Raw genomic sequence first — 12,976 nt, forward strand, 5'->3', positions numbered from 1 at the left:
CGGCGCAGCTTACCGCTCTCACGGAAAATTAGCCGGCGTCGGCTATCATGCTGCCGAAATACTCACCCATGCGCACAGGGGTTTCCGCCTCAAGGCTGTCCAGCCAGCGTACCTGATCTGCTCCAAACAACATGACCACTGTGGAACCCAGTTTAAAGCGACCCATCTCCTCGCCCTTTTTCAGCTGAACAGGTGCATTCTCCAGATAGTTGGTGGTGCGTACATCGCGAGTATGGGGAGTCACTTGACCGGCCCAAACGGTCTCGATTCCGGCAACGATCATGGCGCCTACCAAAATCATGGCCATAGGCCCGGCGACGGTATCGAATACACATACCAGGCGCTCGTTGCGGGCGAACAGGCGCGGCACATTTTCCGCGGTCACTGTATTGACCGAGAACAGCTGGCCCGGCACATAAGTCATGCTGCGCAGTGTGCCGTCGATAGGCATATGCACCCGGTGGTAATCCTTGGGTGACAGGTACACGGTGGCGAAGTGGCCGTCGTCAAACTGGGCCGCCAACTCGGGATCACCGCCCACCAGTTCCAGCAGGCTGTAGTCGTGCCCCTTGGCCTGGAACACGCGGCCATTGTGGATAGCACCTAGCTGGCTAATAGCGCCGTCTGCCGGGCAGGCCAGGCTATCTTCGCTACTGACAATCGGCCGTGCGCCCTCTTTGAGTTCACGGGTAAAAAAGTCGTTGAAGGTGCGATAGGCGGTGCAATCGGTCTCTTTGGCCTCCTGCATATCGACACCGTACTTCTCGACGAACCAGCGGGTAAAGGGGTCCTTGATCGACTTGATCTCGGTATTCGCCAGCCAGCCCGCAGCGCGGGAAAGAGCGTGCTGCGGAGTCAGGTACTGCAGGGCGGTAAAGAGTTTTGGATTCATACGGGTACAACGTTTTCCGGTAATGCTTACTGTTCGACGGGCGTATTGGGCAGGTTGCCCCACTCACTCCAGGAGCCTGGGTAGGCGCGAATATCAAAACCCAGGGACTTACCCACCAACCAGGTAAAGCCGGAGCGGTGATGACTCTGGCAGTGGGTGACGATTTTATGCTCTTCAGTTATGCCGAGCTTGGCGAGTAACTCGCGCGCATCGGTGCGGATACGCAGGTCGCGCTGAGGGTCCATCAGCTGGGTCCACTCGCAGTTGATCGCGCCGGGAATATGACCACCCTTGGTAGCCAATACCCTTTCTCCGCAGTATTCCTGGGGGGAGCGGGCATCCCAAACGAGGAAGTCGGGGTTGCCCAGATGCTCCTGGATTTCCTGGGCATTCATGGCGGCATCGGTATCGATCGAGATCTCGATATCGCTTGGGGTAACCTGTGATTCTTCATTGGTAAGCGGCAAGCCGGCGCCGCGCCAAGCGTGCATGCCGCCGTTCAAGTAGCTGTAATTGCGGTGGCCAACACACTCCAGGGTCCACAGAAAGCGTCCGGCCCAGCCGCCGCCCTCATCATCACAAGCCACTACGTGGGTTTCCGGGCGCAGGCCAATAGCGCGAAAAACTCGGGTCAGCTGCTCGGAGCTGGGGAGTTTACCCGGCGCAGGGGCAGTACCCGCCATCAGTGCCTGAAATGGCAGGTGCAGGGCGCCGGGGATGTGGCCGTTCACATAGTTTTGCAGGGAGCTGAGGTCGACAACCAATAATTCCTCGTGCTCCAGCTCGGCGGCGAGCTCTTCCGCCTCAATAATCAGGTTCAAAATTTATTCTCCGATTCCAGGCTGTTGCGCAGGTGTAAAAAGCTGTTCATACGGCGCTCACTGATGTCGCCGTTGGCCAGTGCCTCGTGAATGGCACAGCCGGGTTCGCCCTGATGGCTGCAGTCGCGAAAGCGGCAGTGACCGATAAAGGGGCGGAATTCCACAAACCCTTCCAGTAGCACGGCCTCCTCCATATGCCAGAGACCAAACTCGCGGATGCCGGGAGAGTCTATCAGATCGCCCCCGCTGGGCAGGTGAAACAGTTCCGCCGCGGTGGTGGTGTGAGTGCCCTTCATGGTTGCCTCGGACAGGGCGCCGGTACGGGCGCCGGCGCTGGGTAGCAGGGCATTGACCAGCGAAGATTTACCCACACCGGACTGTCCGACAAAGACGCTGCTGCCCTTGGCCAGAGTTTCGAGCAGATGTGGCAGGCCCTCACCGGTTTTAGTGGAAAGACGCAGCACTGGGTAGCCGAGGTCGGGGTAGGGGGCCAGTAGGGTTTCGAGTGCCTGGCGGTTGCCATCGTCGATCAGGTCGATCTTGTTCAGCAGCAGGATTGGCGCTATGCCGGTGGTCTCTGCGGCGACCAGGTAGCGGTCGATGGCATTGGCGAAAGGCTCTGGGTAGGGGGCTATTACAATCACAATGCGATCGATATTGGCCGCTACGGTTTTCAGGTCGCCGTAGCGATCCGGGCGCTGCAGCTCTGAGTTGCGCGGCAACCGCGCACCCACAACCCCATAGCCGCCATCGCTATCACTGGTGGCGGGACGCCAGGCGACGCGATCGCCGGTTACCAGGGTGTCGATATTGGCGCGCATGTGGCAGCGCTGGCGCAGGGAGGCATCGCTCTCACTTTCCACCAAAATCTGGGTGCCATAATTGGCGATGACCAGGCCAGTCTGTTCCTGGCCCAGCTGACCGTCGTCCAGGGCCTGCTCTGCGGACTCTTCGCGCTTGCGCGCGCGGGCCTCGCGTTCCTGCTGGATCTTGGCGACGCGCCACTGTTGGCGGCGGTTTAATTTGCGTTTACTCATGCACTGGCACCTGGAGATTAGCGGCGGATTATAGCCATTGCCGGGTAGTTGCGGTAACTTGCGCGGAAAGTTTGAGGAGACCCGCTGTGGATCAGAACAACCTGATCTGGATAGATCTGGAGATGACCGGCCTCGATCCGGACAAAGAGCGCATTATCGAAATCGCGACCATTGTGACCGATTCGCGGCTGAATATACTCGCCGAGGGTCCGGCGATGGTGATTCACCAGAGTAATGCCCTTCTGGATGCCATGGACGACTGGAACACCGAACAGCACGGCGGTTCTGGTTTGGTGGCAAAGGTAAAGGAGTCGAATATTTCCGAGCGGGAAGCGGAGCGGGAGACCCTGGAGTTTCTACGCCACTGGGTGCCGGAGGGTGCCTCGCCCATGTGTGGCAACTCTATCGGCCAGGACCGTCGCTTCTTGGTGAAATATATGCCGCAGCTGGAATCTTACTTCCATTATCGTAATCTGGATGTGAGCTCGGTGAAAGAGCTGGCCAGACGCTGGCGCCCGGATGTATTGGATGGGGTGAAAAAGCACAGCAGTCATTTGGCTCTTGACGATATTCGCGACTCCATCGAAGAGTTGCGCCACTACCGCGAGACCTTCTTCCGCCTCAGTTAAGCTTTCGATTTAGCAAAGTACTCGGCTGAGAGGAGCCTCTTTCTGCCGTCCCGACTCTTTATCTGCGCCTCGTTTAGGGGCTCAGGTTTCACGCTTGATCTTGCGCTTGCGCTTGCGTTTGCGTCCACTGCGCAGCCGCGCCAGGGCCCAATCGATATGTTCTAGCACCAGAGGCGTGGCTATTTGCCGCGCCTTTTCGAGACAGTCGAAAACCTCTTCGTTGGCCGCGCCGTTGCCGAGCGCCACCGCCAGGTTGCGCTGCCAGCGCTCGTAGCCGATGCGACGGATTGGCGAGCCCTCGGTCTTGCGCAGAAACTCCTCCTCGCTCCAGTTGAACAGCGTCAGCAGCTCGCCGTTGTCGAGGCCGTGACGCGGGTGGAAGTCCTGCTCTGCAGTGGGTTTGGCAAACTTGTTCCAGGGGCAGATTGTCTGGCAATCGTCGCAGCCAAAAACCCGATTGCCGATGGGCTCGCGGAATTCTTCCGGAATAGGCCCCTTGTTTTCGATGGTCAAGTAAGAGATACAGCGCCCGGCATCTAAGGTGCGCGGGCCGATAAAGGCATCGGTTGGGCAGACTTTAAGGCAGGCCACGCAATCGCCGCACTCGTCGGCAAAATCGCCCTTATCGACAGGCAGGGGCAGGTTGGTATAGATCTCGCCGAGGAAGAAAAAAGAGCCAGCCTTAGAATTGATCAGCAGGCAGTTCTTGCCGACCCAGCCGAGGCCGGCCTTGCGCGCCAGTGCGCGTTCCATCACCGGTGCGCTGTCAGTGAAGGCGCGGCCCTTGGAATCGATACCCTGTTCGGCACAGAAGGCATCAATCTTCTTGGCCAGGCTGGCCAGGCGCTTGCGGATCAGCTTGTGGTAGTCGCGACCATTGGCGTAACGGGAGACATAGGCCTTACTGGAATCCTTGAGCACTTTGATCGGCTGGGTATCCGGTGGCAGGTAGTCAAGGCGCACACTGATGGCGCGCACGGTTCCTTCCTCTAATAGTGCCGGGCGCCAGCGTTTTTCCCCGTGGGCGCCCATCCACTCCATATCCGCGTGGTAGCCCTTATCGATCCAAGCGCGCAGGCGCTCACCGTCCTCCTCCAGCTGGCAGTCGGTGATACCAACCTGCTGGAAGCCCAGTTCCCGTCCCCAGAGTTTGATCAGGTCGGCTAATTCGGCGAGCAGTGATTCGGTCATAGATAAAGCGGCTCGATATCCCATGCAAGCACAATGACTGGCCGGGGCGGTATACTTTGCTGTCAGTGCAGGTGGCAGCGATACAATCGCCCATTTTGCCACAGATGACATCTTCACCACATTGCGGGAGCCGCATGGATACGCCACAACCTTTGTACAGTGCCGAATCGGTACGGGAACTCGACCGACAAACAATCGCCGCGCTGGAAATCCCTTCGATACAACTGATGAAGCGCGCGGCGCGCGCCGCCTTCACCCATTTGCGCGCCCGCTGGGCGGATATTGGCCGCATCCAGGTGTTTTGTGGCGGTGGCAACAACGGCGGTGATGGCTATGTGATTGCGGCTCTGGCTGCGCAGAAGAAGATACCGGTGACGGTGTTTGCCTGTAGCGACCCCGAACTCTTGAAGGGCGATGCCCGCGAGGCCCATGCCTACGCCGTTCGCGAAGGGGTGCAGGTGCTGACCTCACTGACCGAGCTGGACAGTGCCGACGGCAACACCCTGATCGTGGATGCACTGCTGGGGACAGGGTTTAGCGGTGAGTTGCGTCAGGATGTTGCTCATGCCATTGAGCGAATTCGCAAGAGTCCCGGTCCGGTTTTTTCCGTGGATATTCCCTCGGGTTTGAGTGCCGATAGTGGCGGCGCCGATCTGGCCGTTCAAGCCGATATGACCGTGACCTTTATCGGTCGCAAGCTGGGCCTCTACTGTGGACGTGGCCCGGCGCTTTGTGGCGAGGTGATCTTTGCCGATCTCGGCGCCCCCGCACCGGTTTATCAAGCAGTAGAGCCCCTGGCGCAACGGTTTGAGCACTCCAGCCTGAAACGCCTGCCCGAGCGTGCTGCGGACAGCTACAAAAATATGTTTGGCCATATTCTGGTGGTTGGTGGCGACAGCGGTTTCGGTGGCGCAGCGCTGATGGCGGCGCAGTCCTCTGCGCGCAGTGGTGCCGGTCTGATCTCCCTGGCAACCCGCCCGGAACACTTAACTGCCGCTTTGACCCGTTGCCCTGAGGTCATGGCTCATCCGGTTATTTCTGGCCAGGAACTGGAACCACTTTTAGAGGGGCCCGATGTCATCGCAGTGGGTCCGGGTCTTGGCCGCTCTCCCTGGAGCGAACAGTTACTGGCTCGTGCCGGCCGCGCTCAAGTGCCGCTGGTGGTGGATGCGGATGCACTGAATATCCTCGCCGCTGGGCGGGTACTCGCTGGCGTAAAACGCGATGATTGGGTGCTGACGCCCCATGTGGGTGAGGCGGCGCGCCTGCTCGGCTGCGATACCGCCGAGGTACTGGCGGACCCCCGCGCGGCGGCGGTGGCAGTTCAGCAGAAATTCAGTGGTGTGGTGATACTAAAAGGCGCCGGCACTCTGATTGCCCACGAAGGCGGTGTCGATCTGATCAACAGCGGTAATCCGGGTATGGCCTCGGGAGGCATGGGAGATCTGCTCACCGGAATAGTGGCGGCCTTGATCGGTCAGCACCTGCCATTGGTAGATGCGGCGCGCCTGGCAGTCTGGCTGCATGGCGAAGCGGGTAACCGCGCCGCGGAGGATGGTCAGCGCGGCTTACTGGCCACAGATTTATTGCCCTGGATTCGACGGTTGGTGGACTGATAGTGAGTGAACTGAAATTGCATTTAGCGGACGAAGAGGCAACGGTGGCCGGCGGTGAAGCGCTGGGCCGCGCCTGCCTGGCCAGTGGCCTACAGCGGGGGCTCACCCTGTATCTGAATGGCCAGCTGGGCGCCGGCAAGACCACTTTTTGTCGCGGAGTATTGAGAGCCTTTGGGCACCAGGGCGCGGTGAAAAGTCCGACTTACACACTGGTTGAGCCCTACGAACTCGGCCCCCAGCGGGTATATCACTTCGACCTCTATCGCCTGGGAGATGCCGAGGAGTTGGAGTTTATGGGGGTGCGGGACTATTTCGCCGCGCATAGCCTGAGCCTGGTGGAATGGCCGGAACGCGGCGCTGGCGTTTTGCCCGAACCAGATTTGGAATTGACTCTGCAAGTGCCGGACAGCGGCCGCCAGCTGCTGTTGAATACCCACTCCAAACAGGGAGAAGCGGTGCTCGATACCCTGGCAAAGATGCTACATAAATAGGAATTGGCCTGAATTCAGGGACGTGTAAAAACAATAAGTGAAAGGGTTGGGAAGTAATGAGTAGGATGTGGCGCTCGCTAGTGGCCCTGGTAATCGGGCTGACAATCGCACTGCCGTTGACAGCGGCAGAAGTAGAGGGCGTGCGCCTGTGGCGGGCGCCGGACCACACGCGTCTGGTCTTCGACCTGAGCGGCCCGGCGGAGCACAAGTTGTTTACCCTGAGCGGGCCGCACCGTGTTGTGGTGGATATTGCCGATACCCAGTTGAAGGCACAGTTAGATACTCTGGACCTGAAGGGTACTCCCATCGCCCAAGTACGCCACGCCCGCCACAACAAAAAAGACCTGCGAGTGGTCTTCGATTTGAAGCAGCAAACTAACCCGCGCAGCTTTGCCTTACGTCGCCACGAGCAGATGCCGGATCGCCTGGTGATCGATCTCTACGATGAGGTGAAAAGCGAGGAGAAAACCTTGCAGCAGGTGGGCGGCGAGCGGGATATCGTGATCGCTATCGACGCCGGCCATGGAGGTGAGGATCCGGGTGCGCTTGGGCCCGGCAGGCTGCGGGAAAAAGATGTGGTGCTGGCGATTGCCAAGCAGTTAAATAAACAGATCAACCAGAGACCGGGCTTTAGCGCCAAATTAGTGCGCTCCGGCGACTATTACGTTGCTCACCGGGATAGGGTAAATTTTGGCCGCAAGATTCGTGCAGATCTCTTTGTCTCGATACATGCCGACGCCTTTACCCGCAAGGATGCCCGTGGCGCCGGTGTCTATGCGGTATCGACTCGCGGCGCCACCAGTGAAACAGCGCGCTTTCTGGCCCAGCGGGAAAACGAGTCGGATCTGATCGGTGGTGCAGGCAGCCTGAACCTGGGCGACAAGGACGATACCCTCGCCGGAGTCCTGCTGGATCTCTCTATGACTGCGACCATGAATGCCAGCCTGGATATCGGTGCCAGTGTACTGTCCCAGCTGGGAACCGTGACGCATCTGCACAAGAAGCGTGTGGAGCAGGCCAATTTCGCCGTGTTGCGCTCTCCAGATGTGCCCTCAATTCTTGTAGAGACTGGTTTTATTACCAACCCCTATGAGTCAAAGCGTCTGCGTGACCCGAAATTCCAACGCAGGCTGGCACAAAAACTCAGCGAAGGTATAGTGGCCCACTTCGAGAGCCGCCCTCCGGCGGGCACTTGGGTTGCCGCCAATCGCGGTGCCGAAGCGCGCCGACATGTCATTGCCCGCGGCGAGACACTGTCAGGAATCGCCGCGCGCTACCGAATTTCCGTGGCGTCCCTGAAGGAAGCTAACGGCATCAACAGCTCGGTCATCCGTGTCGGCCAGACACTGAGTATCCCTTCCGGTTAATCGGTTTTTACGAATTAGCGCCCCACGGCCACAGCAGCAATAACAGGCCAGAGTTATGCACGAACGTATCCAGCAATTATCTCCGCGTCTCGCCAACCAGATCGCTGCCGGTGAGGTGGTCGAACGCCCCGCCTCTGTAATCAAGGAGCTGCTGGAAAACAGCCTGGATGCTGGCGCCACGCGGCTGGAAGTGGATATTGATAACGGCGGCATCAAGCGCATGAAAGTGCGGGATAACGGCAAGGGTATCGAGAAAGAGGATTTGCCCATGGCGCTGGCGCGCCATGCCACATCTAAAATCCACGTGCTGGAAGATCTGGAGGCGGTGGCCACCCTGGGGTTCCGTGGTGAGGCCCTGGCCAGTATTTCCTCTGTCGCGCGATTGAATCTGATCAGCAGCCGCGATGAGAGCGGCAAGGGCTGGCAAGTGAGTGCCGAGGGCCGTGACATGCAGGCACAGCTGGCGCCGGCGGCCCACCCCCGCGGCACTACCGTGGATGTGCGCGACTTGTTTTTCAATACGCCGGCAAGACGCAAATTCCTGCGCACCGAGAAGACCGAATTTAATCGTATCGACGACACCATCAAGCGCCTAGCGCTGTCCCGCTTCGATGTGTCTATCAGTCTGCGCCACAACGGTAAGGGCGTGCATAACCTGCGCGCCGGCAGCGGCCGTGTGGAGATGGAGCGCCGTGTGGCGCAGGTGTGCGGTCCGGCGTTTATGCAGAATGCCCTGCATATCGATGTGGAGCGCAGTGGTCTGCGCCTGTGGGGTTGGGTGGCCGAGCCGGCTTTTTCCCGCTCCCAGGCCGATCTGCAATTCTTCTACGTCAATGGGCGTGCTATTCGCGACAAAGTGGTGAGTCACGCGGTGCGCCGCGCCTTTGCCGATGTGCTCTATCACGGCCGCCATCCAGCGTTTGTGCTCTATCTGGAATTGGACCCGGCATCGGTGGATGTGAATGTGCATCCCACCAAACACGAGGTGCGCTTTCGCGATGGCCGCCTAGTGCATGATTTCCTGTTTGGCAGTTTGCACAGAGCCCTAGCCGATGTGCGCCCAGGGCAGAAAGATGAGCAAGCTGAAGAGGCTGATGGGCAAGAGAATGGTGCCGCAGAAAGAGTCAGCGGTATCCAGGCGGGAGAATTCTCCGGCCAGCAAAAAATGCCGCTCTCCAATCGCCCCTCACCGTCGAGTTTGCAGCAGCAAATGAATGCCTACGGCGCCCTGCATCAACCCTACCGGGAGCCGGCGGGTGTTGCCGAATCTGCAGCCACAGCCGCGCCTCAGCCTGGCGTTGCAGTTGCGCCTATGGCAGTGCAGATGCCAATGGCCAGTGACAATGCCAGTGGGGAAGAGATCCCGCCGCTAGGCTTTGCCATTGCCCAGCTGCACGGTATTTATATTCTCGCGCAGAACGAGCAGGGCATGATCGTGGTAGACATGCACGCTGCTCATGAGCGTATTGTTTACGAACAGATGAAAACGGCCCATGCCGCCGGCGGCATTCAGGCGCAGCCATTGCTGGTGCCGGTGAGTTTGGCGGTGAGCCAGCGCGAGGCGGATTGCTTTGAGGAGCGCAGTGAGGTTTTCACTTCTCTCGGCTTTGTGCTGCAGCGCGCCGGCCCGGAAACCCTGCTGGTACGCCAGGTGCCCACCATGTTGCACGGTGCCCAGGTGGAGCAACTGGTGCGCGATGTACTGTCGGATTTACTTGGGCAGGGCGACAGTGAGCGCATTGGCGAGCGCATCAACGAAGTGCTCGCTACCATGGCCTGTCACGGTTCTGTGCGCGCCAACCGCCGCCTGACGGTGCCGGAAATGAATGCGCTGCTGCGGGATATGGAGCGCACCGAGCGCAGCGGCCAGTGCAATCACGGCCGCCCGACCTGGACCCAGGTTAAACTGGCGGATATGGATAAGTGGTTTATGCGCGGTCAATAACCGCGTTTGGGAAGTAGGTGTTGATTTGAGCGAGCGCACTCTGGACGATAAACCCCGCGCGATTTTTTTAATGGGCCCCACCGCATCGGGCAAAACGGATTTGGCTATGGCCCTGGCCGACCATCTGCCGGTGGAGTTAATTAGTGTGGATTCGGCCCTGGTCTACCGGGGCCTTGATCTTGGTTCGGCCAAACCCAGTGCAGAGGAGTTGGCCCGCTACCCCCACCGTTTGATTGATATCTGTGACCCCAGCGAGTCCTATTCCGCCGGTCGTTTTCGCAAAGATGCTCTTGAAGCTATGGACGAAATCAGCACAGCCGGTAAGATCCCTTTACTGGTTGGCGGAACTATGTTGTATTTCCGTGCTCTCCTAGAAGGAATGGCAAAATTGCCAGAGGCCGACCCGCAACTGCGTGCGGAAATTGAAGCGCGTGCCGAGCGCGAGGGCTGGCCCGCGTTACACGCGGAGCTGGCACAGGTCGATCCACAGTTGGCGGCAGAATTGCACCCCAATCACTCGGTGCGCATCGAGCGGGGACTTGAGGTTTATCGGCTTACCGGTGTGCCTCTGTCCCAGTTGCGTCGCGAGCAGGCTGGGGGTGGTGTGCAGGAACGCTACCGGTTGAGTCAGTTGGCGATTATGCCTCGCGATAGGTCGCTGCTTCATGAGCGTATCGAACTGCGTTTTCGGCGGATGCTTGAAGCCGGATTTGTGCAGGAAGTGCGCGGTTTGTATGGGCGCGGCGATCTGCACGAGGACCTGCCGGCAATTCGCGCAGTGGGCTATCGTCAAGTGTGGCAGTACCTGGATGGGCGCTGCGATTACGACGAGATGGTTGCCGCGGGAATTGCCGCCACCCGCCAGCTGGCAAAGCGCCAGCTGACTTGGTTGCGGCGCTGGCCTGAGCTGGAAATTTTGTACACTCAGGATAGTGAGGGCGGGGTGCGTGAGAATGATGAAATATTGGCCGAAGCCTTGAAATTTCTCGCTTAAGCATCCATAACGTGGTTGGGCTATAAAACGACAAGCTCAGTCAGTCAGTTTTCACAGAGCCGGCCTTTTCCGGCTCGCTACTACACTACTTATACGCGTATTCGACCTCAGTCGTTTTTTGATCCGCGCTCTTCGCGGATGCGATTGCGGCCTGCATCCGCATTCAGCTTTTTGACAAGGAGAAAAAAGATGTCAAAAGGGCACAGCTTACAAGACCCTTACCTCAACGTACTGCGCAAAGAGCGTATCCCGGTTTCTATCTATCTGGTAAACGGCATCAAGCTCCAAGGGCAAATTGAATCTTTCGACCAGTTTGTGGTGTTGCTGAAAAATACCGTTAGCCAAATGGTATACAAGCACGCTATTTCCACTGTTGTACCGTCCCGCGCTGTGCGCGTTCCACTGTTGAACCCAGCCGCACAGCATGGCGGAGAGGGCAATGGTGAAGGCGGTGAGCGCGAATCTTTCAGCTGATTGCGTTGCGCGTTATCGAGACTCGCGCCCCATTGCCGGGGCGCTAGCAGCCGTGTGAATCTGATATTAGATTTCCGGCTGCCACTTCAACCAGGGAGCCGGGTAGGCGTCCACTTCCTCATACAGAGATTTCCCATTGTTTTTCGATCGACCGGAATCCGGTGAACTGGCAGTACTGGTACACCTTGAACTCTCCGCTATAGACAGCCCAGATGATCCTCGCGAATTTGAGGAGCTTGCCCTCTCTGCCGGAGCAGACCCGGTCAGTTTTATCTTTGGACAGCGCGCCACTCCAGACCCCAAAACTTTTGTCGGCCGGGGCAAGCTGGAAGAGATTCGCCAGGTGGTGAAAGAGCAGGGTGCGGAATTGGTGATCTTTGATCACACCCTGTCCCCCAGTCAGGAGCGCAACGTTGAGCGCGAACTCAAGTGTCGGGTGTTGGATCGCACCGGCCTGATCCTCGATATTTTCGCCCAGCGTGCGCGTACCCACGAAGGTAAGTTACAGGTGGAGCTTGCGCAGTTGCGCCATATGGCCACCCGGCTGGTGCGCGGCTGGACCCACTTGGAACGGCAAAAAGGCGGTATCGGCTTGCGCGGTCCAGGTGAGACCCAGCTGGAAACTGATCGCCGCCTGCTGCGCGCGCGTATAGATTCCATTGAGAAGCGCCTGGAAAAAGTCCGCCGCCAGCGGGAACAGGGCCGGCGTGCGCGCTCCCGTGCCGAGGTGGCCACGGTTTCCCTGGTGGGTTATACCAACGCCGGTAAGTCGACCTTGTTTAACCGACTTACCGACGCCGATGTATACGTGCGCGACCAATTGTTTGCGACCCTCGATCCGACCATGCGCAGGGTTGAATTACCCAATGTTGGCGCCATGATCCTTGCAGATACGGTAGGTTTTGTTTCGCACCTGCCACACAAATTGGTTGAGGCTTTTCGTGCGACTCTGGAGGAAGCCGCCCAGGCAACACTGCTACTGCACGTAGTGGATGCCGCCGCAGAGGATCGCCTGCACTTGATGGAAGAGGTACAGACCGTGCTCGAGGAAATCGGTGCATCGGATCTTCCACAGCTGCTGGTGTACAACAAAATCGATCTGCTCGCCGACTTTGAGCCCCGCATCGATCGCGATGAACAGGGCGTGCCACGCGCGGTTTGGCTGTCCGCGGTGACAGGCGCCGGCTGTGATCTTTTGGTGGAGGCGATTGCGGAGCGCCTGGGCGAACAAATGGTGCAGGGCCTGCTGGTAGTGAGGCCACAGCAATCCCGCTTGCGCGCCCAGCTCTATCAAATCAATGCAGTGCAGAGCGAACAATACCGGGATAATGGCGACTGCGAGTTGCAGTTATTGTTGCCGCGTAGTGATTTCCAGCGTTTGCTGGCTCCATTTTTAAATGCCGGTGAAGAGCCGGAGTGGTTGCCACAAGAAAATATTCGTGGCGACAGCAGTAGCGACAACGAAGCGCAGTAGCCTTAGCTTCAGCCTCTTGTAGATGAGTCTTTATACGGCTGAGGC

12 protein-coding genes are annotated in these 12,976 nt (G+C 58.7%); 8 read left to right on the forward strand and 4 right to left on the reverse strand.

What is annotated here, in order from left to right; genetic code table 11:
* Window positions 1-28: 28 nt before the first annotated feature.
* Genes asd through rsgA form a run of 3 tightly spaced genes read right to left on the reverse strand, consistent with a single transcriptional unit; the run spans window position 29 to window position 2,750 of the window.
* Window positions 29-892 carry an archaetidylserine decarboxylase gene (gene asd / locus FIU95_RS01105; protein WP_152450694.1) on the reverse strand — a complete coding sequence of 288 codons (864 nt, stop codon included), beginning with the start codon at window positions 890-892 and terminating at the stop codon, window positions 29-31.
* Window positions 893-918: 26 nt separating this feature from the next.
* On the reverse strand, window positions 919-1,713 hold the full coding sequence (locus FIU95_RS01110) for a sulfurtransferase (protein WP_152450696.1): 795 nt from the start codon (window positions 1,711-1,713) through the stop codon (window positions 919-921).
* Window positions 1,710-2,750 carry a small ribosomal subunit biogenesis GTPase RsgA gene (gene rsgA, locus FIU95_RS01115; protein ID WP_152450698.1) on the reverse strand — a complete coding sequence of 347 codons (1,041 nt, stop codon included), beginning with the start codon at window positions 2,748-2,750 and terminating at the stop codon, window positions 1,710-1,712. Before rsgA ends, FIU95_RS01110 begins: the two co-directional genes overlap by 4 nt.
* Before the next feature lie 86 nt (window positions 2,751-2,836).
* Between rsgA and orn the strand changes: the two genes are divergently transcribed.
* On the forward strand, window positions 2,837-3,379 hold the full coding sequence (gene orn, locus FIU95_RS01120; RefSeq protein WP_152450702.1) for an oligoribonuclease: 543 nt from the start codon (window positions 2,837-2,839) through the stop codon (window positions 3,377-3,379).
* A gap of 81 nt (window positions 3,380-3,460) precedes the next feature.
* On the opposite strand, the gene queG is transcribed toward orn, so the two are convergent.
* Window positions 3,461-4,570: a tRNA epoxyqueuosine(34) reductase QueG gene (gene queG / locus FIU95_RS01125; RefSeq protein WP_152450705.1), complete on the reverse strand. Its 1,110-nt coding sequence runs from the start codon at window positions 4,568-4,570 to the stop codon at window positions 3,461-3,463.
* A 134-nt stretch (window positions 4,571-4,704) separates the two neighbouring features.
* Between queG and FIU95_RS01130 the strand changes: the two genes are divergently transcribed.
* From FIU95_RS01130 to hflX, 7 genes are all read left to right on the forward strand, one after another.
* Window positions 4,705-6,186: an NAD(P)H-hydrate dehydratase gene (locus tag FIU95_RS01130; RefSeq protein ID WP_216646289.1), complete on the forward strand. Its 1,482-nt coding sequence runs from the start codon at window positions 4,705-4,707 to the stop codon at window positions 6,184-6,186.
* A gap of 2 nt (window positions 6,187-6,188) precedes the next feature.
* Entirely contained in the window at window positions 6,189-6,677 is a 489-nt protein-coding gene (gene tsaE, locus FIU95_RS01135) for a tRNA (adenosine(37)-N6)-threonylcarbamoyltransferase complex ATPase subunit type 1 TsaE (protein ID WP_152450707.1), read from the forward strand.
* A gap of 56 nt (window positions 6,678-6,733) precedes the next feature.
* Window positions 6,734-8,044, forward strand: coding sequence for an N-acetylmuramoyl-L-alanine amidase (locus FIU95_RS01140; RefSeq protein ID WP_152450710.1), 1,311 nt, complete (start codon window positions 6,734-6,736; stop codon window positions 8,042-8,044).
* 55 nt (window positions 8,045-8,099) lie between these two features.
* Entirely contained in the window at window positions 8,100-9,989 is a 1,890-nt protein-coding gene (gene mutL, locus FIU95_RS01145; protein WP_152450712.1) for a DNA mismatch repair endonuclease MutL, read from the forward strand.
* Between the two features lie 70 nt (window positions 9,990-10,059).
* Window positions 10,060-10,983 carry a tRNA (adenosine(37)-N6)-dimethylallyltransferase MiaA gene (gene miaA / locus FIU95_RS01150; RefSeq protein ID WP_216646337.1) on the forward strand — a complete coding sequence of 308 codons (924 nt, stop codon included), beginning with the start codon at window positions 10,060-10,062 and terminating at the stop codon, window positions 10,981-10,983.
* 189 nt (window positions 10,984-11,172) lie between these two features.
* Window positions 11,173-11,457, forward strand: a complete 285-nt coding sequence (hfq, locus tag FIU95_RS01155) for an RNA chaperone Hfq (RefSeq protein ID WP_020413623.1) — start codon at window positions 11,173-11,175, stop codon at window positions 11,455-11,457.
* A 136-nt stretch (window positions 11,458-11,593) separates the two neighbouring features.
* Complete coding sequence (gene hflX / locus FIU95_RS01160; protein WP_152450718.1) at window positions 11,594-12,931, forward strand: ribosome rescue GTPase HflX; 1,338 nt, start codon at window positions 11,594-11,596, stop codon at window positions 12,929-12,931.
* Window positions 12,932-12,976 lie beyond the last annotated feature (45 nt).

The organism is Microbulbifer sp. THAF38 (genome assembly GCF_009363535.1).
Classification (GTDB): domain Bacteria; phylum Pseudomonadota; class Gammaproteobacteria; order Pseudomonadales; family Cellvibrionaceae; genus Microbulbifer.